Source organism: Mycobacterium sp. RTGN5, assembly GCF_033804465.1.
Classification (GTDB): Bacteria; Actinomycetota; Actinomycetes; order Mycobacteriales; family Mycobacteriaceae; genus Mycobacterium.
Map to the genome: position 1 here is coordinate 413,786 of NZ_JAPZLA010000004.1, position 26,912 is coordinate 440,697.

Genomic DNA, 26,912 nt, shown 5'->3' on the forward strand with positions numbered 1-26,912 from the left:
CACCGTGAACGCCAGCGACCCGTTCGACGCCCAGGAACGCGCGGCGTTGTGCGATCTGTTCGACGGCCTCGGCCCGGACGCCCCGACCCTGCTTGACGGGTGGACCACGAAGGATCTTGTCGCCCATCTCCTGCTTCGCGAGCGTGATCCCCTGGCCGCCCCGGGGCTGGTCGTTCCCGGGCCCTTGGCACGGTTGGCCGAGCGGCGCATGGCGGCAATGGTCGAAGACCGCGAATTCGGCTGGCTCGTCGCGCGTCTCCGGTCCGGTCCACCTCTAGGGTTTTTCCGGGTGTCCTGGGTGCGCGCCTTCCCGAGCCTCAACGAATTCTTCGTGCACCACGAGGACGTCCGTCGGGCCAACGGGCTGGGCCCACGCGAGGACCTGACACCAGCGTTGGAGGCCGCGCTGTGGCGAAACGTCCAGCGCGGCAGCCGCTATCTGAGCCGCCGGCTGCGTGAGACCGGGCTCGACATCGCCTGGGCCGGGACCCCGCAACGGATTTCCGTCCGAGCGGGCAGTCCCACCGCAGAGCTCAGCGGCGCGTCGGGCGAACTGCTGCTGTACCTGTTCGGACGTCAGGCCGCCGCCCGGGTGGAGGTGCTCGGACCACCGGACGCCGTCGCCGCTATCGAAAATGGTCGCTTCGGAATGTGAGCCCGACGCGGTCCGCGCAAAGTGACTAAGCTGGCGTGCTTCAGCAAGGAGCGCACATGTCCGCCGCACCGAAGGGCCAGCCCGGCCACATCCGGCTGACATCGCACAGCGGTGCCGAGGGCGCCCTGCCGATCCGCTGGGGTGCGGCCACCGCCGGCGAGCGCGGACCGCTGATCGGCACCACCAGCACCCGCAGCCACCGCAATGTCATCGGTACCCACAGCGGTTCCTACAGCGTCTATCGCGCACTGGCCGTCGCGGCCGGCGCACTGTCCCGCGAGCATCGGGCGGACCTGACCAACACCTCCCCCACCGACAGCATCGGCCCCTACCCGCAGTGGAGCCGTCCCGAGGCGATCGTCAGCCTCGACCCGTGGGGCGCGATGGTCGCCGACGCGTTCGCCGCCGACTTGGCCGCCGGCCAGGACATCCGCCCGACCATCGCGGTCACCAAGGCGCACGTGATCCTGCCGGAGATCGCCGAGGCCATCGACAAGGGCCGACTCGTCCCCGACGGCCGGGTGCTACTGCCCAGCGGGGCGGCACTGGTGACCAAGGCCGCCATCGAGCCGGTCTGGTTTCTGCCCGGCGTCGCAGAACGTTTCGGCTGCAGCGAGGCTCACCTTCGCCGGGTGCTGTTCGAGGAAACCGGCGGGATGTATCCCGAACTGGTCACCCGCTCCGATCTCGAGGTGTTCCTTCCACCGATCGGCGGGCAGACCCTCTACATCTTCGGCGCCCCAAGCGATCTCGCCGATCCCTCGGTGGAGCTGACCGCCCGGGTGCATGACGAGTGCAACGGCTCCGACGTCTTCGGTTCCGATATCTGTACGTGCCGGCCCTATCTGACGCACGCACTCGAGGAATGCATCCTCGGCGCGCAGCGCGGCGGGGTGGGGCTGGTCGCCTATTCTCGCAAGGAGGGTCGCGCACTGGGCGAGGTCACCAAGTTCCTGGTCTACAACGCCCGCAAGCGTCAGGAGGGCGGCGATACCGCCGAGGCGTACTTCGCCCGCACCGAATGCGTTGCCGGGGTTCAGGACATGCGATTCCAGGAACTGATGCCAGACGTGTTGCATTGGTTGGGGATTCGCAAGATCCACCGACTGGTCTCGATGAGCAACATGAAGTACGACGCCATCGTCGGCTCGGGAATCGAAGTCGGCGAACGCGTCGACCTCCCCGACGAGCTGATCCCGCCCGACGCCCGGGTGGAGATCGACGCCAAGATGGCGGCCGGCTACTTCACCCCCGGCCCGGTGCCCGACGCCGACGAGCTGAAGAAGGCCAAGGGCCGCGGGCTGGAGGGCTGATGGGCTCGGCCATCGAGGTCGACGTCGACAGCCCGGCGGGCGCCGCCGCCGCCCTGCGCAGCACCCATGCCATTCGGGAGCGGGCGGCGCTGCTGACGCAACGGGCCCGAGCGGGCGGGTCGCCATGGTTCACCGTGCACGACGACGCGCTGGCCTCGACCGCTGCGCTGGTCGCCGACGTCACCCGGGACAGCTATCCGGATCTGCAGATCCCGTTTCACAGTCGGTGGCGGCACTTCGAGGCCGGCGGCGTGGATCGCAAGGCTGAGCTCCTGACCGGTGCCGACACCCAGGCGCTTGTCGACCTCACGGTGGTCAGCGTGCTGCTCGACGCGGGCGCCGGGCCAACATGGTCCTACCTCGAGACTGGGACCGGACTTCGGCTGAACCGCTCGGAAGGCCTGGGGGTGGCCAGCTTTCACGCCTTCACCGCGGGGCTGTTCTCGTCGGATCCCGGCGACCCGCTGCGCGCCGACGCGGCCGGGCTGGCCGGTCTGACCCCGCAACGACTGGGTCTGGCGTTTCAGGCCGACGCCCAAAACCCGCTGGTCGGGCTCGACGGCCGGGTGGCGATCCTGCACCGGCTGGGTGCCGCACTATCCGCCGCGCCCGAGGTGTTCGGACCCGACGGCCGTCCCGGTGGGCTGCTCGACGCGGTGCGCACCCCGGGCCGCGACTCGGTGCGTGCGCACGACATCCTCACCGTGATCCTGACTGCGCTGGCGCCAATCTGGCCGGGCGGCAGCATGATCGGTGATCAGCCGGTCGGCGACTGCTGGCACCACCCGGCGCTCGGCGGACCCGGCCTGACCGCGGGCTGGATGCCGTTTCACAAGCTCTCCCAGTGGCTCACCTACTCGCTGCTCGAGCCGTTCGGCTGGGCCGGGGTGGCGGTGACCGATCTCGACGAGTTGACCGGGCTGCCCGAGTACCGCAACGGCGGCCTGCTGCTGGACACCGGGGTGCTGCAGCTCCGCGATACCGCGCTGGCATCCCAAAACTGGACGGCCGCAGACGAACTGGTGGTCGAGTGGCGCGCACTGACGGTGGCGCTGCTCGACGAGCTGGCCCCGCTGGTCCGCGACCGGCTCGGGGTCAACGCCGAACAGATGCCGCTGGCACGGGTCTTGGAGGGTGGCACCTGGGCGGCGGGCCGGCAGCTGGCCCAGCAGCTGCGCGGGGGCCTGCCGCCACTGGCCATCCTCAGTGATGGCACGGTGTTCTGATGCGCGACGTCCACGTCATCGACCACCCACTGGTGCAGCACAAGCTGACGCTGATGCGCCGGGAGGAAACGTCCACCAACACGTTTCGCCGGCTCGCCAACGAAATGGCCACCCTGCTGGCGTACGAGGTGCTGCGCGATACGCCCACCCAGGAGATCGAGGTGCGCACCCCGCTCGAAACGACCACCGGCAGCGTCATCGACGGCAAGAAGCTGGTGTTCGTCTCCATCCTGCGGGCCGGCACCGGCATTCTGGACGGGATGCTGACCGTCGTGCCAGGCGCCCGCGTCGGCCACATCGGGCTGTACCGAGATCCGAAAACCCTTGTCGCCGTTGAGTACTACTTCAAGATGCCCAACGATCTGCACGAACGCGAGGTTGTCGTCGTCGACCCGATGCTGGCCACCGGCAATTCAGCGGTGGCCGCGGTCGACCGGCTCAAGGAGTTCCGGCCCCGCTCGATCAAGTTCGTCTGCCTGCTCACCTGCCCGGAAGGCATCGCCGCGCTGCACGACGTGCATCCGGAGGTGCCGATCTACACCGCGGCGGTGGATCGCGGCCTCGACGAGCACAGCTATATCGTCCCGGGTCTCGGCGATGCCGGTGACCGGCTGTTCGGGACCAAATAGGCCAGCCCGCACAGCGGCCTCCCAGGCAACCGTCAGGCTGGGATGGGTCAATGGCGATTGTGACAACGACGTTTCAAGCCTCGCTGCCGCAGGACTCCGCCGAGGTGCCCACCCCTCCAGTCCGCCCGTCGCGATGGGAACGGGCCGGGTTGGTGGTGCTGCTGGTCGGCACCGCGGTTATGTACCTGTGGAACATCACCGTCAACGGGATGGGAAACCAGTTCTACGCCGGTGCCGCGCAGGCCGGCTCCAAGAACTGGGAGGCGCTGCTGTTCGGCTCGCTCGACTCGGCCAACTTCATCACCGTCGACAAGCCGCCGGTGTCTCAGTGGGTGATGGGGTTGTCGGGTCAGCTGTTCGGCTTCAGCAGTGCCAGCATGCTGATCCCCGAGGCGCTGATGGCGGTCGCCACCGTCGCCCTGCTCTACGCCGCGGTGGCCCGCATCTGTGGCCCGCGCGCCGGCCTGCTGGCGGGCGCGGCCCTGGCAGTCACGCCGGTTGCCGCCCTGATGTTCCGGTTCAACAACCCCGACGCCGCGATGGTGCTGCTGATGATGGCCTCGGCGTACTGCACGGTACGGGCGCTCGAGCGGGCCAGCGGGAAGTGGCTGGCCTGGGCCGGCGTGGCACTGGGGTTCGCGTTCCTGGCCAAGATGCTCGAAGGACTGCTGGTGGTCCCGGCCGTGGGGCTGGTGTACCTAATCGCGGCGCCGACGACCCTGCGCACCCGGATCCTGCACCTGCTCGGTGCCATGGCGGCATTCCTGGTGTCGGCGGGCTGGTTCGTGGTGCTCACCCTGGTGTGGCCGGCGACGTCACGGCCCTACATCGCCGGGTCGGCGGACAACAGCTTCATGGACCTTGTCTTGGGCTACAACGGCTTTGCCCGGGTGGCCGGACGCAATCACATGAACTTCGGGCCTACCGATCCGATCGGTAACTCCGCGGGCAGCCAGCTCCGCCACCTCGGCGGATTCGGCGGCATGGATCAGAACGAAGGCGTGGGCCGGCTGTTCACCGGCGAGTTCGGTTTCGAGATCGGCTGGTTGGTCCCGGCGGCACTTCTCGCGTTTGTTCTGGTGCTGGTATCGCGCGGCCGCGCACCTCGCACCGACCGGGTGCGGGCGGGCGCACTGCTGTTCGGCGGGTGGCTGCTCGGCGATGGCCTGGTGCTGAGCTTCATGAAGAGCAACGTGCATCCGTACTACTGCCTGTCGCTGGCACCCGCGGTGGCCGGCGTGGCGGCGATCGGCGCCCACGAGATGTGGGTGCGCCGACAGTCCCGGTTCGGCCGTATCGGGCTGACCGCCCTGCTCGCGGTGACGGGCATCTGGAGTTGGTGGGTGCTGGGCCGCAACGAAGGCTGGCTGCCCGCCCTGCGATGGACCATCCTGATCGGCACCGCGCTCGCCGCGGCTGCGATCGCGTTGTCCGCGCAGCGCCGGCGCCGGGTCGCGCTAAGCGCTGCCGTACTCGGTGTGACGGCGGTCCTCGCCGGCCCGACGGCCTATGCGGTGGCCACACTGAACGTCGCCCATCATGGCGGCGGGCCGACGGTCGGACCCGCGCGCCCTGAGCCCGCGTTCTTCCGGGCCTTCAATCAGCCCGATGACAATCCGCAGCTGGACAACCTGTTGCGCGGCGCCAAGACGAAGTGGTCGGCGGCAACGGTCGGCTCGTCGACGGCGGCCAACCTCGAATTATCCTCCGGCACAGCGGTCATGGCGATCGGTGGGTTCACCGGCAGTGACCCGGTGCCGAGCCTGGGCCAGTTCAAGGCCGACGTCTCGGCCGGCCAGGTGACGTACTACATCGTCCAGCGGGACTGGCGGGGCAAGCCCGGCGGGTGGCCCGATAACCGCAACCACAGCGGCATCACCGACTGGGTGACCGCGACGTTCGCGAGTACCCAGGCCGGCGACACCGACGTCTTCGATCTGACCAAGCCCAAGCAATCAGGGCCCAAACCCAAGTAGTCAGGCCGCCTCGACCAGCTCGCCGGCCTCGCGGCGCTGCCTGGTCGGCAACGCCAGTTTGACGATCTTGCGCACCACGGTGGCGAACTGCTTGGGCAGCGGGCCTGCGTTGTACGGAACGCCGTAGCGCTCGCACACCTCGCGAACGTAAGGAGCCATCTCGGCGTAGCGGCGGGCCGGAACGTCGGGGAACAGGTGGTGCTCGATCTGGTGCGACAGGTTGCCCGACAGCAGGTGGAACAGCTTGCCGCCGGTCAGGTTGGCCGAGCCGAGGATCTGCCGGAAGTACCACTGACCGCGCGACTCGTCGCGGGTCTCCTCGACGGTGAATTCCTGTGTGCCGTCCGGGAAATGACCGCAGAAGATGATCGCGTACGACCACACGTTGCGGATCAGGTTGGCCGTCAGGTTGCCGGTGAACACGAACGGCGCGAACGGTCCCGCCAGCAGCGGGAAGGCGACGTAGTCCTTCAGCAGCTGGCGGCGGGTCTTGCGCCAGATCGCCTGCGCCACCTCACGCTTGTCAGCCAGCGAGATCTCGCCGGACCGGATGCGGTCGGTCTCCAGCTCATGCAGGGCGACGCCGTACTGGAACAGCACCATGAGCAGGAACGCGTACACCGGGTTGCCCAGGTAATAGGGCCGCCAGCGCTGATCGGGGCTCATCCGCAGAATGCCGTAGCCGATGTCGCGGTCCATGCCGACGATGTTGGTGAACGTGTGGTGGGAGAAGTTGTGCGAATGCCGCCATTGGTCGGCCGGGCAGGCGGTGTCCCACTCGAAGGTGCGGCCGGCCAGCGCCGGGTCACCGGTCCACTCGTACTGGCCGTGCATGATGTTGTGGCCGATCTCCATGTTGTCGAGGATCTTCGCGACCGCCAGCAGTGCGGTACCGGCCAGCCAGGCCGGCGGGAAGATGCCCGCGAACAGCAGCGCGCGCCCGCCGATTTCCATGGCGCGCTGAGTCTTGATGACGCGGCGGATGTAGTCGACGTCGGTCTGGCCGAGCTCAGCGATCACCCGGTCCTTGATGGCGTCGAGTTCCCGGCCGAACGCGTCGGCCTGCTCGGGAGTCAGTGTGTTGCGTTGGGAGGTCATGGTTTTCCCTTTCGTTTCCCAGTCTCAATTCAGAGTGCGATCTCGACGTCACCGACGGGAACGGACACGCAGATCTGCACGTCCTCCTCGTCGGCGGTCGATACCGCGCCGGTGGTCACGTTGCGCACCGCGCCGCGATGCTTGCGACGGGTGCAGGTGTGGCAGATGCCCATCCGGCATCCGCTGGTGGGGTTCAGCCCGGCGTCCTCGGCCTGGTCGAGAAGGGGACGTCCGTCATCGGTCGCGTCGATGCCGCTGTCCCGGAAGGTGATTCGCCCGCCCGAGGGTGCGTCGGGGATGACGAACGGCATCGGGACGAAGCTTTCCGAGGACACTTCTGTGCACTGCGCGCGTACCGCCTCGACCAGTGCCGGCGGGCCGCAGACGTACACGGCGTCGGGATCGGCCATCGCGGTCTGCAGGTGTTCCGGCCCGAAGCGGCCGGTGAGCTCGCCGCCGGGTGTGCGGGTGTAGCCATGCAGGACGCGGATTCCCGTCGCCGCGAGTTCGCTGCGGTAGCAGGCTTCGTCCGGGGTGCGTGCGTAGTGGACGAAGGCGACCTCACCGTCGAAGTTCTCGGCGACCAGGGTGCGCAGCATGGACATCACCGGGGTGATCCCGCTGCCGCCGGAGATGAACAGGATGCGCCGGGGCCTGCGGTCGGGCAGCACGAAGTCGCCGGCCGGCTCCGACAGCCCGACCACCATGCCGGGGCGGGCGTGCCGATACAGGTGGTTGGACACGAGGCCGCCGTCGTGGCAGCCGATCGTCAGCTCGATGAGCGACGACCCTTCAGCACTGGCGGGCGAGTAGCAGCGGGTGTGGCGGCGGCCGTCGATCTCCACCGTGAGGTTCAGGTGCTGGCCGGCGCGGTAGCCGATAACGGCCGCATTCGGGGCGAGGAGCAGGGTGACACTGCGCGGGGTCGTCCGTCGCACGTCGACCACCTTGGCCCGTGCGTCGGTGGTCCAGGTCGGGTCCACCAGCTCGGTGTAGCGGTCGACGCCATGCGGACCGGTGAGCAGATCGACCAGCGGCGAGCGAAGCACCTTCTTGGTCAGAGTTTCAGTGAACATGTGTACACAGTTGCTGGTGAAAGTGCACGTCGTCAAGGAATTGGACCAGAGTGTGGTAGCGTTCACACGAGTGAACAGTCGTACGCCGAGCTCACGTCGCGAACGATCGGGGCGGTCCCGTTCGCGGGATACGCCATCGCGCGAAGAGCGCAAAGAGGTCACTCGCCGGGCGATTATCGCGGCCGCACTCAAGCTCCTCGATGAGCGCAGTTTCAGCGGCTTGAGCCTGCGGGAAGTCACCCGCGAGGCCGGGATCGTGCCCGCCGCGTTCTACCGCCATTTCGAAACGATGGAAGCCCTGGGCCTGGTGCTCATCGACGAGTCGTTCCGCACGCTGCGGGAGATGCTGCGCAGCGCGCGCGCCGGCAAGCTGGACCCGAACCGGGTAATCGAGTCGACGGTGGAGATGTTGGTCGCCGGGGTCGCCGAGCAGCGCGAGCACTGGCGGTTCATCGGGCGGGAGCGCTCCAGCGGCGTGACGGTGCTGCGGTATGCGATCCGCACCGAGATCCGGCTGATCACCTCGGAGCTGGCCACCGACCTCGCCCGGTTTCCCGGCCTGAACAGCTGGAGCACCGAAGACCTCAACATCTTGGCCAGCCTGTTCGTGAACTCGATGATCATCATCGCCGAAGCCATCGAGGACGCCCACGATCCGGCCGCGCTCGACGAGATCAAGCGCACTGCGGTCAAGCAATTGCGGATGATCACGGTGGGTGTCAACGCGTGGCAGCCTGCCGAGCCGGAAGACACACCCGAGTCCTGAGCCGGACAGCGCCAGACATGATGTTCCGGCGAGCGGGTATACCGCCGCCATGGAAAAGCCCGCGCCCGCTGTGCTCTTCGACATCGACGGCACCCTGGTCGATTCGAACTATCTGCATGTCAGCGCCTGGCTGCGGGCGTTCCACGAGGCGGGCCTGCCGGTCGAGGCCTGGCGCATCCACCGCTCGATCGGGATGGACGGCTCCATGTTGGTCGACGAACTGTCCAACGGTGCCGACGACGATGTGCAGAAGCGGCTCAAGGACTTACACACCCGCTACTACGAGGCCGGCGGGGATCTGCTCACCACCCTGCCCGGCGCACGCCAGCTGCTGAAGCGGGTGGCCGACCATCGTCTGCAGGTCGTACTGGCGACATCGGCGCCGGACAACGAATTGGCCATGCTCCGCGACACCCTGGCCTGCGACGACCTCGTCTCGGCGATCACCTCCTCGGAGGATGTCGAACGGGCCAAACCCAAGCCGGACATCGTCGAGGTCGCGATGCAGAAGGCCGGGGTGACGCCACACGACGCCGTGTTCGTCGGCGACACCGTCTGGGACGTCGAAGCCGGTGCCCGCGCCGGGGTGCCGTGCATCGGCGTACTGTCCGGCGGGGTCTCCCGCGACGAACTCGAACATGCCGGAGCCGCAGCCATTTTCGATAACGCCCAGCATCTGTGTGAGCACCTCGAGAGTTCGCCGATCGCCGCACTGATCGGTCGCCGATGACCCTCGAGGAGCTGGTCTCGCTTTATCGCGATCCGCCCGACGGGGTGCGGACCAACATGATCATGTCGTTGGATGGCGCGGCCGCGTTCGGCGGTGTGGCCGGGCCACTGTCGGAACCGACCGATTATGGGCTGCTACTTGCCCTGCGCGGCTACGCCGACGTGGTGCTCGTCGGCGCGGGCACGGTGCGCGCCGAAGGTTACGGCCCGGTGCGACTGACCGCCGACCAGTGTGTCGAGCGTTGGGAACGCTGGGGCGTCGAGTCCGCCCCGGCGATCGCGGTGGTCACCCACACCGGCCACGTGCCCGCATCATTGTTCGCCGACCCCGCGCAGCGGCCCATCCTGATCACCACCGCACACCTGGCACACGCCCATCCCGAACTGCACAAACATGCCGACCTGCTCATTGCCGGCGACACCGCCGTCGACCTCGCAGCGGCGGTGACCGCCCTGCAGGCCCGTGGCGCGCGCCGGATCCTGTGTGAGGGTGGTCCCACGCTGCTCGACGAACTGGTGGCCAACGACCTGGTCGACGAGATGTGCCTGACAATCTCGCCCACCCTGGCCGCGAGCCCCACCACGGACCGGCCGGGAGCGCCGGTATTGCGCACACCGACCCGCATGTCGTTGGGCCACGTCGTGACCGTGGAGGATTACGTCTACCTCCGATACGTCCGGCCCGGTCACGACGCAAGCGGGTGAGCCGAATTGTCACGACAGTCACAAACCGCTTCACCCTGATTTGGCGCCGCGGGTTCGGGGGTATTCCGCTCAGTCCACCGTCGATTCAAGGGAGCTCACGTTGACCAACGCCGCCGCACTCGAGGTATGGCCAGGTAAGGCCTATCCCCTGGGTGCTTCCTACGACGGCTACGGCACCAACTTCGGGGTGTTCTCCGAGGTCGCCGAGCGGGTCGAGCTGTGCCTGTTCGACGAGGACGGAACGGAGACCCGGATCGTCCTGCCCGAGGTGGACGGTTTCGTCTGGCACGGCTTTCTCCCCGGCATCGAGCCGGGCCAGCGCTACGGCTACCGCGTGTATGGCCCACACGACCCGGCCGAGGGGCATCTCTGTAATCCGAACAAGCTGCTGCTGGACCCCTACGCGAAGGCCATCGACGGCCAGTTCGACTGGAATCAGTCGCTGTTCGGCTACACGTTCGGCGACCCGGACAGCCGCAATGACGACGACTCGGCGGCGAGCATGCCCAAATCCGTTGTCATCAACCCATACTTCGACTGGGGTGTGGACCGCCCGCCCCAGCGCGAGTACGCCGACACCGTCATCTACGAGGCACACGTCAAAGGCTTGACCCAGACCCATCCCGATATCCCCGATGCCATCCGCGGAACGTATTCCGCCATCGCGCATCCGGTGATCATCGAACACCTGAAGTCGATGGGCGCCACCGCGATCGAGCTGATGCCCGTGCACCATTTCGCCAATGACTCCACCCTGATCGACAAGGGCCTATCAAACTACTGGGGCTACAACACCATTGGGTTCTTCGCCCCCGACAGCAAATACTCCGCCAGCGCCACGCCGGGTGGTCAGGTGCAGGAATTCAAGGCGATGGTGCGGGCGCTCCATGAGGCCGGCATCGAGGTGATCCTCGACGTCGTCTACAACCACACCGCCGAAGGAAACCACCTGGGGCCCACGGTGTCGTTCCGCGGCATCGACAATGCCGCCTACTACCGCCTCGTCGACGACGACAAGCGTTACTACATGGACTACACCGGCACCGGCAACAGCCTCAACGTCGGGCATCCGCATTCGCTGCAATTGATCATGGATTCGCTGCGGTACTGGGTGCTGGAGATGCACGTCGACGGATTCCGCTTCGACCTGGCAAGCACGCTGGCCAGGGAGTTCTACGACGTCGACCGGCTGAGCGCCTTTTTCGAACTGGTGCAACAGGATCCGACGGTCAGCCAGGTGAAGCTCATCGCCGAGCCGTGGGACGTCGGCCCCGGCGGCTACCAGGTCGGCAACTTCCCGCCGCAGTGGACGGAGTGGAACGGCAAGTTCCGCGACACCGTCCGCGATTTCTGGCGCGGTGAAGACGCCAGCCTCGGCGAATTCGCCTCCCGGTTGACCGGCTCGGCCGATCTCTACGAGCACACCGCACGCCGACCAGTCGCCTCGATCAACTTCGTCACCGCGCACGACGGCTTCACGTTGCGAGACCTGGTGTCCTACAACGAGAAACACAACGACGCCAACGGCGAGGACAACAACGACGGCGAGAGCAACAACAGTTCGTGGAACTGCGGGGTGGAAGGGCCCAGCGACGATCCCGAGATCAACGCGCTGCGAGCCCGCCAGCAGCGCAACCTGATTGCCACCACGATCCTGTCCCAGGGCGTTCCGATGATCTCCCACGGCGACGAGCTCGGCCGCACCCAGAGCGGCAACAACAACGGGTACTGCCAGGACAACGAGATCACCTGGATCGACTGGGCCAGCGCCGACACCGAGATGCTGGAGTTCGTCGCGTCGGTGTCAGCGGTGCGCGCGGCCCATCCGGTGTTTCGCCGGCGGCGCTTCTTCAACGGCCGGCCGGTCCGGCGCCGTGGCAGCGAAGGGCTGCCGGACATCTCCTGGTTCCGCCCGGACGGGTCGGAGATGAGCGACGACGACTGGGACTCCGGCTTCGGTAAATCGGTGGCGGTCTACCTCAACGGCCACGGCATTCCGGATCTGGATTCGCGTGGTCAGCGGGTGTCCGACGACTCGTTCGTGCTGTGCTTCAACGCCCACCACGAACCCATCGAGTTCATCCTGCCGCCGGCCGAGTTCGGGAAGGCGTGGCAACCGGTCGTCGATACCGCGACCGGGCCCGGGGAGATCGACGATGCGGCGGTGGTGAAGGCCGCCGGCCCGGTGCGACTCGAGTCGCGGGCGATGCTGGTGCTGCGCGCGACCGAGTAGGGCGCCCAAGCTGTGGAAATGCGCCTCGTACGGCGAGAAGTTGGGGTGATGGCCGATCCCCTCCCCTCCGGGGGACCCGCCATGACCCGTCCAACGCTAGGGCCGATTATCACAATGAGGAACGCGCGATGCGCACTTTTCACCAAGTTGAATTCAAGTATTCCCACACGCCCAGCAAACGGTCAGGAAGGGCGGCCTATCGCGGTGCCCGCCACATCCGCCTATCGCGGTGCCCGCCACATAGGCCACAACGACGGCCCACCGTCGGGTAGCGCGATCTCCCCGGTCACCTCGAAGCCGAACCGCTCGTAATACGGGATGTTGACGGGGTTGCTCGACTCCAGATAAACCGGGGCGTACTCGGCGTCGCACCGATCCAGCCGGGACGTCATCAGCGCACGACCGAAGCCCTTGCCGCGGACACTCGGGTCGCTGCCGATGATCGACAGATACCAGTGCGGTTCCTCCGGGTGGTTGGCCTTCATCAGGTCGGTGAGCATCCGTCCGGCGGCCAGCCGGCCGCGAAACGCACGCACGACGCCGGGCAACATGGCGAGTTGTTCTCGCGGTGACTGCAGCCAACCCCCTGGGGGATCCCACAGCGCGGCGGCCGCCACCCCGTCGTCGGACAGGGCGACCTCGCTGCCGCGGCCGGCAAGGAAGTGGTGGCGGGTCAGCGCACCGAACAGTCCGGGTAGTGCCGCCTTGCGGCGGTCGGCATCGGGTTGCACCCACGACATCACCGGGTCGTCGTGGAATGCCCGTCCGAGCACCCGTGCCAGTGCGGGGATGTCGCCCCTGCGGGCTGGGCGGACATCGATAGGCACCACTGCAGGTTAGTCACCCAAAATAAGTTCGGCCTGTCGCTGCGACCACTCCCACAGCCGCGCAGCCTGCTCGGGGTCAACGGCCCAGGCCGCGTAGCCACCCTCGGTGCCGTCCACCGCCGGATCGGCGATGTGGCAGTCCTCGAGGTACCGGCCGCCGAGCCCGTCGAGGTCAGGGCTGGTGGCGGCCCACACCGTGGTGGCCGCACCGCGGGTCACGTCGGTGACCTCCAGGTTGGCCAGCGTGCCGCCCGCGCCGAAATCGTCGCGGGTCATGTGCCGGGCCAGGTCGGTGTAGACCACCCCGGGATGAACGGCGAACGAATGCACACCGCGCGGGCCCCAGCGCCGCTCGGCCTCGACGGTGAACAACACGTTGGCGGTCTTGCTCTGCCCGTAGGCCTGCCACTTGTCGTACGCGCTCTCGTCGTCGTAGTTGGGGTCGTCCCAGCGGATGCCGCCGAGTTGGTGCCCGCGGCTGCTGAGGTTGACGATGCGGGTACCGGACACGAACGAATCAGCCAGTCCGGTGGTGAGCACGAAGTGACCGAGATGGTTTGTCCCGAGCTGCATTTCGTAGCCCTGTGCGGTGCGCGTCAGCGGCGGAGCCATCACCCCGGCGTTGTTGATCAGCACGTCGATGCGGTCGTGGCGCCCGGCGATGACTTCGGCGGCGGCGCGCGCCGAGCGGAGGTCACCGAGTTCGAGCTGGACGGTCTCGCAGTCGATCGCCGCGCGGGTCTTGTCCTCATCGCGCACTGCGGCGATGATCTCCGCCCCGGCCGACTGCAGAGCACGCGCGGTGTGCAACCCCAGGCCCGTCGAGGCACCGGTGATCACGACGGTGCGCCCGCTCAGATGGACGCCGTCGAGAACATCGGCGGTGGTCTTGGTGGTTGGCGTGGTCACGCAGGATCTCCCGTCTGGCTGGCTGTGGACCGCCAGACCGGCGGCCGATTCTCCCGCCAGGCGGCAGGCCCCTCGGCCGCGTCCGGACCGCCCATCAGCTTCAGATGCACCGTAGTCTCCTCGGCGGCCACCACCTCGACGGCCTCCTCGCCCCACAACAACCGCTTGCTGTAGGCCACCGAAGCGGGGTTGGCGTTGACGGCGACATCGCGGGCCAGGTCCAGAGCCGCGGCCAGCACCTCGTCGGCCGGCAGTGCGCGGCTGGCGATTCCCAGCGCAGCGGCCTCGGCGCCCGAGAACGTGCGGCCGGTCAGCAGGATGTCGGCGGCCACGGCCAGGCCGACGGCGTGCTTGAGGGTGTAGTGCACCGCGCAGTCACCGACCATGCCCCGGCGCACCTGCGGGATGGCCAGCTTCGCGTCCTGCGCGACCAGACGGATATCGCATTGCAGCGCCAGCGTCAGGCCGATGCCGATGGCGGGCCCGTTGACCGCGGCGATCACCAGCTTGCGGACCCGCCAGGCCGGCGGCTGCACGGGCGACGCGCTGAATCCCTCGCCGGGACTGTCGAACACCGCGGCCTGCGGCGTCATGTCGGCGCCGGCGCAGAACGCCCGGCCCGCCCCGGTGACCACGACCGCGCGGATGGTGTCGTCGGCGTCGCACCGGCGGTAGGCCTCGCCGAGTTGGCGGGCGGTGTCACCGGAGAACGCGTTGAGCCGCTCCGGGCCGTCCAGGGTGATCAGGGCGACGCCGGAGGAGTCGACGTCGACGCGCACGGTGGTCGGGTTGCTCACGGTGGAAGCATAGGACCGCACTCGTTGATTAATGCAGCTGTATGAAGTTACGATCGCGGCCATGTGGGACTTTGAAACCGAACCCGAATACCAGACGAAGCTCGATTGGGTCGAGGAGTTCATGCGCGAGCAGCTCGAGCCGCTGGACTTCGCGCCGCTTGACCCCTACGAGAAGACCAACCCCGAGGTGCTGCGGGTGCTGCGCCCGTTGCAGCAGCAGGTCAGGGACCAGGGGTTGTGGGCAGCGCACCTGAGCCCGGACTTGGGTGGGCAGGGCTACGGGCAGGTGAAGTTGGCGTTGCTGAACGAGATCGTCGGCCGTTCTCGTTGGGCGCCTTCAGTTTTCGGTTCCCAGGCGCCGGACTCCGGCAATGCCGAGATCCTCGCCATGTTCGGCACCGAGGAGCAGAAGAAGCGCTATCTGCAGCCGCTGCTCGACGGTGAGATCTCGTCGTGTTACTCGATGACCGAACCGCAGGGCGGTTCCGACCCGGGCCTGTTCACCACCCACGCCGAACGCGACGGCGACGAGTGGGTGATCAACGGCGAGAAGTGGTTCTCCTCCAACGCACGCAACGCCTCGTTCTTCATCGTCATGGTGGTGACCAACCCGGAAGCCCGTACGCACCAGAAGATGTCGCTGTTCATCGTGCCTGCCGAGACGCCCGGCATCGAGATCCTCCGCAACGTCGGCGTGGGTGGTGAATCCGACGACCGCGCCGGGCATGGCTACATCCGCTATAACGACGTGCGGGTGCCTGCCGACCACGTGCTCGGCGGTGAGGGGCAAGCGTTCGCGATCGCACAGACGCGGCTGGGCGGCGGCCGCGTGCATCACGCGATGCGCACGATCGCGTTGGCCCGCAAGGCTTTCGACATGATGTGTGAGCGTGCGGTATCCCGGCAGACCCGTCAGGGGCCGCTGGGCAATTACCAGATGACGCAGGAGAAGATCGCCGACAGCTGGATTCAGATCGAGCAGTTCCGGCTGCTGGTGTTGCGAACCGCCTGGAAGATCGACAAGTACCACGACTACCAGCTGGTGCGCCGGGACATCGCCGCTGTCAAGGTCGCGATGCCACAGGTCCTGCATGATGTGGTGCAGCGGGCCATGCATTTGCATGGGGCACTGGGGGTTTCCGACGAGATGCCGTTTGTGAAGATGTTGGTGGGCGCGGAGTCGCTGGCGATCGCCGACGGTCCGACCGAGGTGCACAAGCTGACGGTGGCCCGGCGGACCCTCAAGGAGTACGAGCCCGTCGACACCCTGTTCCCGTCCCAGCACATCCCGACCCGGCGCGCGGCCGCCCAGGGCCGACTGGCCGAGCTGCTCGAACACGAGGTCGCCGAACTCTGATGGCGGCCGGCACCTCGGCCAACCTGGTAGCCACCGCCGAGCGGTTGTTCGCCGAGCGCGGGGTCGATGCGGTGAGCCTGCGCGAGATCGCCCGCGAGGCCGGGGCCCGCAATGTGATGGCGGTGCAGTATCACTTCACCGACCGCGCCGGAGTGCTGGCTGCGATCGCCGACAAGCACCTGCCGATGGTCGATGACCGCCGCGACTCGCTGCTGGACGCGATCGAGGATGAGGCGGCGCCGTCGATGCGGTCGATGGCATCGGCACTGGTCCTGCCGCTGGCCGCCAAACTGGCTGACACCGACGGGGGCCCGGCGTTCCTGCGCATCCATGCCGATCTGTTGAACCGTCCGGTGCCCACGTTCGATTTCACCGGGCACTCCAGCAGCCTGCAGCGCTGGCGGCGGCTGCTCGAGCCGATGTTCGACCCGGTGGCCGTCACGTTGCATCCCCGGTTGGGGGCGCTGGTGTACGCCGCGGTCGAGTTGGGTCGACGCGCGGCCACCGCGCCACACGCCGACGACCGGTTGTTCAACAGCCACCTTGTCGACACGGTCGCCGCGATGCTCGCCGCGCCGCCATCGGACGAGACCCGGTCGCTGGCGAGGGAGCGGCAGGTTCGCAAGTCTCACTCCCGGACGATCGTCAGACCTTCTTGAACGAGGGTCGCGGTGAGCACCTGCTCCGCGTCGTAGAGGTTCAGGGTGACCAGTCCGCGGCCGCGCGCCGCCGCCGGTGAGCGGGATTCCAGCAGATTCCACTCCCCGGCCCGGATCGGCCGGTGAAACCAGATCGACGAGTCGGTGGTGGCGGTCCGATGGCTGCGATCGGTCATCGAGTGGCCGTGCACCTGGAGGACGGGATCGATGCCGTAGATGTCGGTGACGTAGACGGCCGCGCACTGCGACAGCCACGGCTCGCCATCCAGCGCAGCGGTGACCCGCCACCACAACCGGCGGACGAATTCGCCTGTGCTCCAGTCATCGTCGGTGCGAATGTCGATCTCGTCGAGCGGCAGCGACGGAGCCGGCCCGATCGGGCCGTTGGCCGGTCGCCGCTCGGGATCGCGCGGCGCCGTTGCTTTTACAGCGTGCTCAGGTCCGTTGGCCGCGGCCGAGAACGAGACGGTTGCGGTGATCAGCAACCGGCCCTCCTGGCGGGCCAGCACCCGTCGTGACGCCGTGGTGCGCCCGTCGTAGACGTGTTCGACGTCGTAGTTCACCGGCGCACCCGCGTCGCCGCCGCGTAGGAACTGCACGTGCAGGCTCGTCGGCGTCTTGTCGGTGTCGGTGGTGTGGCATGCCGCAGCCATGGCCTGCGCGGCGAGATGTCCACCGTAGGCACGCTTCTCGGCAGGGCCGCTTTCGGCACCGACGAATGTGTCGGCGCCCGAGGTGTCCGGGGTGACGTCGAGCAGCCGGGCCAGCACGCTCATGCCGGGCCGGTTTCCGCTGCGACAGTACCGGATTCGATCAGCGCGGCGATTTCGTCGGCGGTGAACCCGACCTCGGCCAGTACGGCCGCGGTGTCGTCGCCGAGCGCGGGCGCGGGCTGGGCGGCGACGTGCGCGCCGTCGACCGACATCGGCAGGCCCGGCGCCAGGTAGCTGCCGATCCTGGGCTGCGTCAGCATCGTGAACAGCGGGTTAGCCGTCACCCGAGGGTCTTCGGCGACTTCGGCGAAGTCCAGGTAGCGGTCCCACAGCACGGAGCTCTCCGACAGCGCGGCGGTCACCTGCTCGGCGGTGTGGCATTTGAACCACGGGGCGAACAGGCCGCTCAGCACCGCGCGGTGCTCGTAGCGCTGACCCTCGTCGTTGAAATCCGCACCCAACGCTTCGGCAACGGCAGCAACGGCTTTGGTGGTTCCGGTCAGCGCGGCGAGGTCGCGGAAGTGCCGGTTGGTCAGCGCCACCAGCATGAACGTGGCGCCGTCGCTGCTGGTGTAGTCCTGGCCGTACTGACCGTAGATGGCGTTGCCCAGGCGTGGGCGCTGGGTGCCCTTGACCATCGGCTCAGTCAGAAACCCGAGGTTGGCCGCGGTGGCCAGCGCGACATCGTCCAGCGGCAGCCGGATGCGGCTGCCTTGCCCGGTGGCATCGCGGCGGCGCAACGCCACGAGGATCGCCAGGGCCGCATACAGACCGCAGCTGAGATCCCAGGCCGGGAGCACATGGTTGACGGGGCCACCCTGCGTGGGCGATCCGGTGACCAACGGAAATCCGGTGGCCGCGTTGACCGTGTAGTCGACACCGGTGGACCCGTCACCGCGACCGACGACTTCGAGGTGGATCAGATCGGGGCGCTGCGCGCTCAGCTCCTCATACGAATGCCATTGCCGCCCGGCGACATTGGTGATCAGAATGCCGGCATCGGCGATCAGCTGGGCGACCAGGTGCTGACCTTCCTCGGAGCGCATGTCCGCGGCCACCGAGCGCTTGCTCTTGTTGAGTCCGGCCCAGTAGATGCTGTCGCCGGCCTCGGTCAGCGGCCAGCGCTTGTAGTCGGCCGCCCCGCCCACCGGGTCGACCCTGATGACGTCGGCGCCCAGCTGCGCCAGCGTCATCCCGGCCAGCGGCACGGCCACAAAGCTGGAGATCTCGACGATGCGGACACCTGCCAAGGGCAGGTCATCAGTAGCGCTCACCCGACGAGTATGGCGGGTGCGGCGCTCACCACACCGCGACCGGCACGCCGAGGCAGAGCAGGAACACGCCCAGCAGGAACCACCCGGCGCCCTGCCAGATCACCCAGGTTCCCTCGACCCGCCAGACCCGATACGTCTGGACGAACGCGCCGACCCCGCCGGCGAACAAACTCAGCGGCACCAAAATGCCTGCGATCCGCGAATGCCAGATCACGGCGACCGCGAAGGCCAGCCCGGCCACCACGACCACGGCTACGACGTAGATCACCGCCGCGCGGAAGACCGCCGGATCATGCCAGCTCTTCTCGACATCGTCGGTATCCATCAGTCCCACCGTAGACATCGATTGAGAGCTCACGTTCGGCAATCGGGGGAAATATGCGACGTGAGCGCTCAACCAACACTCGGGTCAGAGACAATCGAGTGATGCGTCTGCTGCTGATAGCCGACACTCACATCCCCAAGCGTGCCCGCGACCTGCCCGCGCAGGTGTGGCAGGAAGTCGAACGCTCCGATGTCGTCATCCACGCCGGCGACTGGGTCGACGAGGGCCTGCTCGACGGATTGTCGGCACGAGCCAAGCGCCTGGTCGCCTGCTGGGGCAACAACGACGGCCCGCAACTGCGGGCTCGACTGCCCGAATGTGCCGACGTGACGTTGGACGGACTGCGCTTCACCGTCGTCCACGAAACCGGCGCGGCCTCCGGCCGGGAAGCCCGAATGGCGCAGCGCTATCCCGGCACCGACGTGCTGGTGTTCGGCCACAGCCACATTCCGTGGGACACCACCGCGCGGACCGGGTTGCGGCTGCTCAACCCCGGCTCGCCGACCGACCGGCGGCGCCAGCCGTTCTGCACCTACATGACCGCCGTGACCCGGCCCGGCGTGCTGGCAGACGTGCAGCAACATCGGATCGACAAGACTTAGCTCTGCAACAGAGGTAATGTTGGCGGGGTGGACATCCGCACCGATCTCGTCGCCGAGCTGTTCGGCACCGTCGGCCGATTCCGTCGCACGATTCGCAGAGCCGGCGGCGCCTCCTTCGTGACCGCCGGGCTGACCGAGTCGCAGGCCGAGCTGTTGCGCCTGGTCGGCAGGCAACCGGGCATCTCGGTCAGTGCGGCCGCCGCCGAACTCGGTCTGGCCGCCAACACCGCCTCCACGCTGGTGTCCAAGCTGTCGGCCGACGGCCTGCTGGTACGCACGCCGGACCCGGGCGATCGCCGGGTGGGCCGGCTCGAGCTCACCACGCCGGCCCAGCGGATCGCCGACGAATCCCGGGCCGCACGGCGCGCGGTACTGGCCGAGGCCCTGGACGAACTCGACGACGCCGACGCCGAGGCGCTGGCCGCCGGGATCCGGGTGCTGGCCGGCATCACCGCCACATTGAGGGAGAAGCGGTCATGACCACACTTGCGATCGATTGCCAGAACCTGACCCACCGCTACGGCGACTTCACCGCCGTCGACGACCTGACGCTGCAGGTCCACACCGGCGAAACCCTGGGCCTGCTGGGCCCGAACGGTGCGGGCAAGACCACGGTCGTGCGGCTGCTGACGACGCTGGCCCCCATCCAGCACGGGCAGGTGCGCATCTTCGGGCTCGACGCGCGGCACAACACGATGGACATCAGGTACAACCTCGGCTATGTGCCCCAACAGCTTTCGATCGAGCCGGCGCTGACCGGGCGGCAGAATGTGGAATGGTTCGCCCGCCTCTACGACGTGCCGCGCTCAGTGCGCAAGCAACGGGTCGGTGAGGCGTTGGAGGCCATGCAGCTGCTCGATGTCGCCGACAAGTTGGCCAACACCTATTCCGGCGGCATGGTGCGCCGCCTGGAGCTGGCCCAGGCACTGGTCAACCAGCCGTCGCTGCTGATTCTCGACGAACCGACCGTCGGCCTGGATCCCATTGCCCGCGACAGTGTTTGGTCGCAGGTGGCCAGCATGCAACAGGAGTTCGGCATGACCGTGCTGCTGACCACCCACTACATGGAGGAGGCCGACGTGCTCTGCGACCGGGTCGCGATGATGCACCACGGCCAGTTGCGGGCGGTCGGCACTCCCGCCGAACTCAAGACCAAGGTCGGTCCCGAGGCGAGCCTGGAAGACGTCTTCCGGCATTACGCAGGCTCCGGGCTCGAAGAGCCGACCGACCACACTGGCCTCGGCACGGTCCGGGCAGGCCGAAAGGCGGCACGCAATGCCGGTTGAGTCCGCCACCACACCCCGCCTGATCCGAGCGCCGCGCGGCTGGCGGCGGCTACCCAGCTTGGCGGGCCGGATGGAAACGTTCGCGTGGGTCGAGGTCCAGAAGCTGCGCCATGACCGCACCGAGCTGGTCACCCGCATGGTGCAACCGGCGTTGTGGCTGTTGATCTTTGGCACCACCTTCAACCGGTTGCACGTCATCGACACCGGGCCGGTGCCGTACCTGGCGTTCCTGGCTCCGGGCATCATCGCCCAGTCGGCGCTGTTCATCTCGATCTTCTACGGCATCCAGATCGTCTGGGATCGTGACGCAGGCATCCTGGCCAAGCTCATGGTGACACCGGCACCCGCGTCGGCGTTGGTGACGGGCAAGGCGTTTGCCGCCGGTGTGCGGTCGATAGCTCAGGTGGTCGGCGTGCTGGTGCTGGCCTACATCATGGGCATCCAGATGACATACAACCCGTTGCGGATACTCGCCGCGATGGGTGTGGTGATGCTCGGGTCGGCGTTCTTCGCCTGCCTGTCGATGGCGTTGGCCGGCCTGGTGCGCAACCGGGACCGACTGATGGGAATCGGACAGGCCATCACGATGCCGCTGTTCTTCGCCTCCAACGCGCTGTACCCGGTGTCGGTGATGCCGGAGTGGCTGCGCTGGCTGTCCCGGGTGAATCCGCTGAGCTACGAGGTGGATTCGCTGCGCCTGCTGCTGGTGGGCATCCCGTCGGCACATCCGTGGCTGGATCTGGGTGTGCTGGCGCTGTCCGCGGTGCTCGGCGTCGCCGCGGCGTCAGCCCTGCTGCGCCGCCTCGTGCGCTAGCGCGGCGCGTCGAAGCGAAACACCGCGAGTCTGCCTGCCAGTGCCTCGAATTCGTCGGGGGTGCCCTGCTGCACCATGCCCGACCGCTTGGCGAAGGCCACGCCGACGGGCACCGACCCGGGGAACGCACGCAGCACCGGTTTGGCTTCCTCGGCACCGAGTTCGACGATCGTGACGGGCCGAGAACGCCTGCCGCGGCTCAATGTTCCAGCGCCGGCGGCCCTGGCGTTGCTCGCCCAGTCGGCGCCGGGATATCCCGCGACGGTGTACAGCCCGCCGTCGAACTCAAACGGCGTCATCGGGGTTTGTCGGGGCTTACCGGACTTGCGGCCCGGAACGGTCAGCACATACGCGGGCCCGGTGGGCAGCCCCAATTTCTGCACAGCCATCATCAATCGGTTCATCGGCTTGAGCCAACGGGGCGGGCGTGGATCGGTCATCACTTCTCCTCGGTGAACAGTGCGGTGTGCTCGGCCACCCAGTGGGCGAACGAGGTGGCGGGCCGGTCGAGGATCTTCTCGACGTCATGGGTGACCAGCGCGGGCGATGTCAGAGTGCTCGCCTGCATCGCGATGTAGGCGTCGGCGAATTCCGCGGGAAACCCATTGCCGATGAACCGATCTCGAACCAGCTCGGCCGGCACCTCCCAGTACCGCAGCGGGCGGTGCAGAACTTCCCCGACGATCGCGACGAGCTCGGCGTTGGTGAGCGATTGCGGTCCGGTCAACGGAACGCGCTGCCCCACAAGGTCGTCGGTCAGCAGGGCGTGTGCCGCGACAGCGGCGATATCCGCTTCGGCGATCGGCGCGGTCGATGCGTCGGCGTACGGCCCGGCGACGACGTCGCCCACACGGATCTGCGCGGCCCACATGCCGGGAAAGTTCGTCATGAACACCGACGGGCGCAGGCTGACCCACGGCACACCCGATGCCACGGCGAGTTGTTCGCACTCCCGGTTGCGGTCGCCGCGATAGCGCGACGGCTGACGGGTGTCGTCATCGTCGGCATTGATGGCCGACAACGCCACCACCTTGGCGACGCCGTGACGCTCGAGCGACGACGCCACCTGCGCCAGCTCGGGACCCAACGCGCGGGAATTGAGGAACACCGTCGAGGCTCCCACCAGCGCCTCGGCGGCGTCGGCCACTTCGTCGACGCCGGGCGGCAATCCGGCCTCACCCGGGCGCCGGGTCACCGCGCGAACGTGGGCACCGGCCTTCACCAGCTGCTCGACGAGCGGGCGGCCCACATTGCCGGTCGCTCCGGTTATCACGATCGTCATCTCGAGTCCTTTCTGTCGGCTACAGACAAGGACGGGGTAGGACCCCGGAACGTGACAGCGGTAACTTTTTGCCATGCCGATTCGTCGTTTATGACATGAGCGATCCGATCGCCGGCCTGCTGGCTGCCAACCGCCCGTATCTGATCAACCTCGCCTACCAGATGGTCGGCGATATCGGTGATGCGGAAGACATTGTGCAGGAGGCTTTTCTACGGCTTTCGCAAGCCGACATCGCGGAGATCGACGACCCGAGGGGCTGGCTGACAGTGGTCAGCAGCCGGCTGTGCCTCGATCTCGTCCGCTCAGCCCGGCACCGCCGGGTGAGCACCGCCGAACCGGAGACGATGGAACGGCGCTCGCCGCTGAACCACAGCGCGATGCCCGATCCGGGCGAGCGGGTCACCCTCGACGACGAGGTGCACGATGCGCTATTCGAGGTGCTGGGCAGGCTGACCGCGCCTGAACGGGTCGCGTTCGTGCTGCACGACGTCTTCCGGGTGCCGTTCGACGAGATCGCCGAAACCGTCGGCCGCCCGACCGCGACGTGCCGCCAGCTCGCGCGCCGCGCACGCATGAAGATCCATGCCGCCGCACCGGTCACCGCCGTCGTCGACGACGACGAGCATCACCGGGTCACCGAGCGATTCATCGCGGCCTGCGCCGACGGCGATCTGGCGGCGTTGACCGAGGTGCTGGCTCCCGACGTGTGGGGGGTGGGCACGATCCTTGGCGAGCCCGCGCCGCCGCCGCAGGTGAACCATGGGCAAGTGGCCGTTGGCACGAATCTGCTGCGTTACCTCACCGGCGCCACGCTCGTCAGCGGTCCGGTCGGGCGCCCCGTCGCTCTCGCATTCAGCCAGCGGCGCCTGTTCGCCGTCGTCGTACTGACCATCCGCGATGGTCTGGTCGCCAAGATCGAGGCGACGGCCGACCCCTCGGCGCGGCGCTGATCCGACGGCTCGGGATCTCTGCGGGCTGTTCGCGCGTTGGTCAGACATGTCGATACCGCCATATGAGCCACCGAAGTCTCCCGGATCGCCGAATACGAGCAACATGCTGCTGTGTCCCAAGTGCGCGGGAGTGATGCGCACCTATGAACGCAACGGCGTTCACCTGGAACAATGCGATACCTGCCGAGGCATTTTTCTCGACTTCGGTGAGCTGGAGTCGATGACCCAGCTGGAGAACCGCTTCGCCTCGCCGCCGCCCCAGCAGCCCGGCTACGGTCCCGGTTACGGTCAGGGACCGGCCTGGGGACAACACGGGAACCAGCGCTACCGCAAGGGTGGGTTCGGCCGGCTCTTCTTCTCGAGCTAGCCGGGGAGCATCCGCGCGCAGGCGGCGATCAGCTCGCCCTGCGTTTCGTCGGGGAGCCGGTGGGCACCGGCCGCGGCAGCCTGCACGACCGCTGCCCGCGCCAGCGGTTCCAGCACCGGCCATGGATCTCCCGAGGGCGGCACGGCGGGTCCGCCCGCCATGCGGTAAGCGGTCAGGAACGCCTGCCAGTCGTCGTCGGGTATGAGCCCGGCGGCCCAGAAGCCGGCCGGCCGGGCCAGATCCCAGGCCGGATCGCCGGTGCCCAGATCGTCGACGTCGATCAACCGCCAGCCGCCGCCAGGTGGGCGGCCCAGCTGACCGAGGTGGAAGTCGCCGTGCACCAGCGTGCGCGGTCTGCCGGGCACCCCAGCGTGGCGGGCTCGGTCCGGCAATGTGGCGGCGGCCCGACGGACGACGACGGCGTCGGACGGAAGGCCACGTACCGCCCGCTGGGTGCGCGCGGCGGCACCATGCGGGATCGCCATCTGATCGGTGACCCGATGCAAGTGCGCCAGCAGGCGCGCCGCCTCCGTCCACGGCAACGCGTCGGGCTGCACCGGCACCCTGTCGACCCGAGGCCATCGCGAGGACCATCGGCCGTCCTCGACGGGTTGTGGCTCCGGATCAAGCGGCGCGAGCAAACAGCCGAGGCGCGCCGCGACTCGTAATCGAACGGCAAGCGCGTCGGGGTCGGTGCCGACTCGATGCACCTTGATGACGACGTCGCCGTCGACGACGATGTCCGCGCCGGAGCCGGTCCGCATATCAGTCCTGCAGGCGCCGGCTCAGCCCGGTGGCGCGCGCCGCCCGGCGCGCGATGGCCGAGCGCAGCTGCTCGGCCGTGCCGACGACCCGCACCTTGCTCCTGGCCCGGGTCACGGCGGTGTACAGCAGTTCACGGGTGAGCAATCGCGAGTCCGTTTGCGGCAGAAGCACAGTGACTTCACCGGCCTGACCGCCCTGACTCTTGTGGATGGTCATCGCATGCATGGTCTCGATATCGGCGAGCCGGTTGGTGCCGAACTCGGCAGGCCCCGCCGAACCGGCCATCACCACCCGCAGCACACCATCGCGCAATACGGTGACCCCGACGTCACCGTTGTAGAGCCGCAGCCCGTAATCATTGGCGGTGACCAACACCGGCCGGCCGGCGTACCACGAAGCCCACAGCGGTGCATCGGTTTCCTCGGCCAGCCACCGTTCGACCTGATGGTTCCAATAGGCGACACCGTGCGGACCTCGGCGGTGTGCGCACAACAGCCGGTGCTCGTCCAACGTGGCCAGCGCCGCCGGTCCGTTGCCGAGCACCGCGGCCTCCCGCAGTCGAAGTGCTTGCGGAACAAGCACATTGCGAAGGCCCTCGGTCGGCTCTTCGGTGTCCACCCACTCGATGTGCTCGCCACCCGCGTTGAGCACGTCGAGGGCACGGTTGGCATCACCGACCCGGATCGCCAGTGCCAGTGCTCCGATCGAGGCCCCGAACCGGTGCGCGGTGATCAGTTTGGCCACCGGGGCGTCGCCTCGCTTGCTCAGTCCCTCAACGAGATCGGCGAGCACGGCGCCGGCGTCCACCGACGCCAACTGGTCGGGGTCGCCGACCAACAACAGCCGCGCCTCGGGGCGGACGGCCTCGACCAGCCGGGCCATCATGGTCAGCGACACCATCGACGTTTCGTCGACGACGATCACGTCGTGCGGCAGCCGGTTCTCCCGGTGATGCCGAAACCGGGCCGAGGTCCTTGGCAACGGGCCGAGCAGCCGGTGCAACGTGGTGGCGCGCAATCCTCCGAGTCGTGCGTGGTCCGCGGGCTCCAGCCGATCGACCTCGGCCTGCACCGCCTCCTGAAGGCGGGCCGCGGCCTTCCCGGTCGGCGCGGCCAGCGCGATTCGCGGTCGCGGTTTGCCCTCCAGCTCGGCCTGTTCGGCCAGCAGCGCCAACAGTCGGGCCACGGTGGTGGTCTTGCCGGTGCCCGGCCCTCCGGTCAGCACCGTCAGCCCCTGCGACAGCGCGACCTCGGCGACCCGGCGCTGTTCGTCGTATCCGGCCGGGAAAAGTCGTGTGATATCGAGTGATTGGTGCTGCGGGCGGGCGGCCGTCAGTGCCAGCACGTCGGCGGCGACCTGTCGTTCCTCCAGCCAGTACCGGTCGAAGTAGAGCAGGTCCCCCTCGACGTGCAGTACCGCGGGTGAGCTGAGCAGGGGGGGGGGGCCCCCCCCGGCCCCCCCCCCCCCGCGCGGCCCCCCCCCCCCGCCCGCCGGGGGGGCGCGTTGTTTGGCCCCGGGGGGGGACCCCCCCCCCCCGGGGCGGGGGGGGCCCACCCCCCCCGCCGAGGTGTTCGCCGTG

28 protein-coding genes and 1 pseudogene are annotated in these 26,912 nt (G+C 68.1%); 17 read left to right on the top strand and 12 right to left on the bottom strand.

The features are described 5' to 3' along the window. Nucleotides 1–4 precede the first annotated feature (4 nt). Genes SLQ31_RS22070 through SLQ31_RS22090 form a run of 5 tightly spaced genes read left to right on the top strand, consistent with a single transcriptional unit; the run spans nt 5 to nt 5,799 of the window. A complete protein-coding gene (locus SLQ31_RS22070) occupies nt 5–655 on the top strand; it encodes a TIGR03085 family metal-binding protein (RefSeq protein ID WP_319436196.1) in 651 nt (216 codons plus the stop codon). 56 nt (nt 656–711) lie between these two features. Further along, nucleotides 712–1,968, top strand: a complete 1,257-nt coding sequence (locus SLQ31_RS22075; protein ID WP_319436197.1) for a GTP cyclohydrolase II — start codon at nt 712–714, stop codon at nt 1,966–1,968. After that, nucleotides 1,968–3,194 (top strand): URC4/urg3 family protein, encoded by a 1,227-nt coding sequence (locus SLQ31_RS22080; protein WP_319436198.1) that lies wholly within the window; start codon nt 1,968–1,970, stop codon nt 3,192–3,194. The genes SLQ31_RS22075 and SLQ31_RS22080 overlap by 1 nt, the downstream gene beginning before the upstream one ends. After that, nucleotides 3,194–3,823, top strand: coding sequence for a uracil phosphoribosyltransferase (upp, locus tag SLQ31_RS22085; protein WP_319436199.1), 630 nt, complete (start codon nt 3,194–3,196; stop codon nt 3,821–3,823). Before SLQ31_RS22080 ends, upp begins: the two co-directional genes overlap by 1 nt. A gap of 50 nt (nt 3,824–3,873) precedes the next feature. After that, the gene (locus SLQ31_RS22090; protein WP_319436200.1) at nt 3,874–5,799 is read left to right on the top strand and encodes an ArnT family glycosyltransferase; all 1,926 of its coding nucleotides are present in this window, start codon (nt 3,874–3,876) and stop codon (nt 5,797–5,799) included. Here the strand turns inward: SLQ31_RS22090 and SLQ31_RS22095 are convergent, their stop codons facing one another. Together SLQ31_RS22095 and SLQ31_RS22100 are read right to left on the bottom strand one after the other, a co-directional pair. Further along, a complete protein-coding gene (locus SLQ31_RS22095) occupies nt 5,800–6,897 on the bottom strand; it encodes an acyl-CoA desaturase (protein WP_319436201.1) in 1,098 nt (365 codons plus the stop codon). Between the two features lie 29 nt (nt 6,898–6,926). Next, the gene (locus SLQ31_RS22100; protein ID WP_319436202.1) at nt 6,927–7,973 is read right to left on the bottom strand and encodes a ferredoxin reductase; all 1,047 of its coding nucleotides are present in this window, start codon (nt 7,971–7,973) and stop codon (nt 6,927–6,929) included. A gap of 70 nt (nt 7,974–8,043) precedes the next feature. Between SLQ31_RS22100 and SLQ31_RS22105 the strand changes: the two genes are divergently transcribed. From SLQ31_RS22105 to glgX, 4 genes are all read left to right on the top strand, one after another. Continuing rightward, nucleotides 8,044–8,739: a TetR family transcriptional regulator gene (locus SLQ31_RS22105; RefSeq protein WP_319436203.1), complete on the top strand. Its 696-nt coding sequence runs from the start codon at nt 8,044–8,046 to the stop codon at nt 8,737–8,739. A 49-nt stretch (nt 8,740–8,788) separates the two neighbouring features. Then, entirely contained in the window at nt 8,789–9,469 is a 681-nt protein-coding gene (locus tag SLQ31_RS22110; protein WP_319436204.1) for an HAD family hydrolase, read from the top strand. Then, complete coding sequence (locus tag SLQ31_RS22115; protein ID WP_319436205.1) at nt 9,466–10,173, top strand: pyrimidine reductase family protein; 708 nt, start codon at nt 9,466–9,468, stop codon at nt 10,171–10,173. Before SLQ31_RS22110 ends, SLQ31_RS22115 begins: the two co-directional genes overlap by 4 nt. 100 nt (nt 10,174–10,273) lie before the next feature. Beyond that, nucleotides 10,274–12,406, top strand: a complete 2,133-nt coding sequence (gene glgX / locus SLQ31_RS22120) for a glycogen debranching protein GlgX (RefSeq protein ID WP_319436206.1) — start codon at nt 10,274–10,276, stop codon at nt 12,404–12,406. 221 nt (nt 12,407–12,627) lie between these two features. Here the strand turns inward: glgX and SLQ31_RS22125 are convergent, their stop codons facing one another. Genes SLQ31_RS22125 through SLQ31_RS22135 form a run of 3 tightly spaced genes read right to left on the bottom strand, consistent with a single transcriptional unit; the run spans nt 12,628 to nt 14,939 of the window. After that, nucleotides 12,628–13,233, bottom strand: coding sequence for a GNAT family N-acetyltransferase (locus tag SLQ31_RS22125; RefSeq protein ID WP_319436207.1), 606 nt, complete (start codon nt 13,231–13,233; stop codon nt 12,628–12,630). A gap of 9 nt (nt 13,234–13,242) precedes the next feature. Then, a complete protein-coding gene (locus tag SLQ31_RS22130) occupies nt 13,243–14,142 on the bottom strand; it encodes an SDR family NAD(P)-dependent oxidoreductase (protein ID WP_319436208.1) in 900 nt (299 codons plus the stop codon). Further along, on the bottom strand, nt 14,139–14,939 hold the full coding sequence (locus SLQ31_RS22135; RefSeq protein WP_319436209.1) for an enoyl-CoA hydratase/isomerase family protein: 801 nt from the start codon (nt 14,937–14,939) through the stop codon (nt 14,139–14,141). Before SLQ31_RS22135 ends, SLQ31_RS22130 begins: the two co-directional genes overlap by 4 nt. Before the next feature lie 61 nt (nt 14,940–15,000). Between SLQ31_RS22135 and SLQ31_RS22140 the strand changes: the two genes are divergently transcribed. Together SLQ31_RS22140 and SLQ31_RS22145 are read left to right on the top strand one after the other, a co-directional pair. Continuing rightward, nucleotides 15,001–16,296: an acyl-CoA dehydrogenase family protein gene (locus tag SLQ31_RS22140; protein ID WP_319436210.1), complete on the top strand. Its 1,296-nt coding sequence runs from the start codon at nt 15,001–15,003 to the stop codon at nt 16,294–16,296. Next, entirely contained in the window at nt 16,296–16,955 is a 660-nt protein-coding gene (locus tag SLQ31_RS22145; protein WP_319436211.1) for a helix-turn-helix domain-containing protein, read from the top strand. The genes SLQ31_RS22140 and SLQ31_RS22145 overlap by 1 nt, the downstream gene beginning before the upstream one ends. Here SLQ31_RS22145 and SLQ31_RS22150 read toward each other — a convergent pair. From SLQ31_RS22150 to SLQ31_RS22160, 3 genes are read right to left on the bottom strand one after another with little or no spacing between them, the layout of a single operon-like run. After that, the gene (locus SLQ31_RS22150; RefSeq protein ID WP_319436212.1) at nt 16,925–17,731 is read right to left on the bottom strand and encodes an acyl-CoA thioesterase; all 807 of its coding nucleotides are present in this window, start codon (nt 17,729–17,731) and stop codon (nt 16,925–16,927) included. The two genes, SLQ31_RS22145 and SLQ31_RS22150, sit on opposite strands and share 31 nt — an antisense overlap. After that, entirely contained in the window at nt 17,728–18,942 is a 1,215-nt protein-coding gene (locus tag SLQ31_RS22155) for a CoA transferase (RefSeq protein ID WP_319436213.1), read from the bottom strand. Before SLQ31_RS22155 ends, SLQ31_RS22150 begins: the two co-directional genes overlap by 4 nt. A gap of 25 nt (nt 18,943–18,967) precedes the next feature. After that, nucleotides 18,968–19,267: a hypothetical protein gene (locus SLQ31_RS22160; RefSeq protein WP_319436214.1), complete on the bottom strand. Its 300-nt coding sequence runs from the start codon at nt 19,265–19,267 to the stop codon at nt 18,968–18,970. Nucleotides 19,268–19,368: 101 nt separating this feature from the next. Between SLQ31_RS22160 and SLQ31_RS22165 the strand changes: the two genes are divergently transcribed. Genes SLQ31_RS22165 through SLQ31_RS22180 form a run of 4 tightly spaced genes read left to right on the top strand, consistent with a single transcriptional unit; the run spans nt 19,369 to nt 21,969 of the window. After that, a complete protein-coding gene (locus SLQ31_RS22165; RefSeq protein ID WP_319436215.1) occupies nt 19,369–19,869 on the top strand; it encodes a metallophosphoesterase in 501 nt (166 codons plus the stop codon). A gap of 27 nt (nt 19,870–19,896) precedes the next feature. Continuing rightward, on the top strand, nt 19,897–20,349 hold the full coding sequence (locus SLQ31_RS22170) for a MarR family winged helix-turn-helix transcriptional regulator (protein ID WP_319436216.1): 453 nt from the start codon (nt 19,897–19,899) through the stop codon (nt 20,347–20,349). Further along, complete coding sequence (locus SLQ31_RS22175) at nt 20,346–21,155, top strand: ATP-binding cassette domain-containing protein (protein WP_319436217.1); 810 nt, start codon at nt 20,346–20,348, stop codon at nt 21,153–21,155. The genes SLQ31_RS22170 and SLQ31_RS22175 overlap by 4 nt, the downstream gene beginning before the upstream one ends. Next, entirely contained in the window at nt 21,145–21,969 is an 825-nt protein-coding gene (locus SLQ31_RS22180; RefSeq protein ID WP_319436218.1) for an ABC transporter permease, read from the top strand. The genes SLQ31_RS22175 and SLQ31_RS22180 overlap by 11 nt, the downstream gene beginning before the upstream one ends. Here SLQ31_RS22180 and SLQ31_RS22185 read toward each other — a convergent pair. Together SLQ31_RS22185 and SLQ31_RS22190 are read right to left on the bottom strand one after the other, a co-directional pair. Then, nucleotides 21,966–22,409: a nitroreductase family deazaflavin-dependent oxidoreductase gene (locus SLQ31_RS22185; RefSeq protein ID WP_319436219.1), complete on the bottom strand. Its 444-nt coding sequence runs from the start codon at nt 22,407–22,409 to the stop codon at nt 21,966–21,968. The genes SLQ31_RS22180 and SLQ31_RS22185 overlap by 4 nt on opposite strands. After that, nucleotides 22,409–23,251, bottom strand: coding sequence for an NAD(P)H-binding protein (locus SLQ31_RS22190; protein WP_319436220.1), 843 nt, complete (start codon nt 23,249–23,251; stop codon nt 22,409–22,411). Before SLQ31_RS22190 ends, SLQ31_RS22185 begins: the two co-directional genes overlap by 1 nt. Nucleotides 23,252–23,346: 95 nt before the next feature. Between SLQ31_RS22190 and sigI the strand changes: the two genes are divergently transcribed. Both sigI and SLQ31_RS22200 read left to right on the top strand, forming a co-directional pair. Beyond that, nucleotides 23,347–24,201 (top strand): RNA polymerase sigma factor SigI, encoded by an 855-nt coding sequence (sigI, locus tag SLQ31_RS22195; protein WP_319436222.1) that lies wholly within the window; start codon nt 23,347–23,349, stop codon nt 24,199–24,201. Nucleotides 24,202–24,304: 103 nt separating this feature from the next. Next, complete coding sequence (locus SLQ31_RS22200) at nt 24,305–24,568, top strand: zf-TFIIB domain-containing protein (protein WP_319436224.1); 264 nt, start codon at nt 24,305–24,307, stop codon at nt 24,566–24,568. Here the strand turns inward: SLQ31_RS22200 and SLQ31_RS22205 are convergent. Then, nucleotides 24,565–25,332, bottom strand: a complete 768-nt coding sequence (locus SLQ31_RS22205; RefSeq protein WP_319436225.1) for a phosphotransferase family protein — start codon at nt 25,330–25,332, stop codon at nt 24,565–24,567. The genes SLQ31_RS22200 and SLQ31_RS22205 overlap by 4 nt on opposite strands. A gap of 1 nt (nt 25,333) precedes the next feature. After that, nucleotides 25,334–26,770 (bottom strand): annotated as a pseudogene (recD, locus tag SLQ31_RS22210) (exodeoxyribonuclease V subunit alpha); the annotation flags it as partial. Between the last annotated feature and the right edge of the window lie 142 nt (nt 26,771–26,912).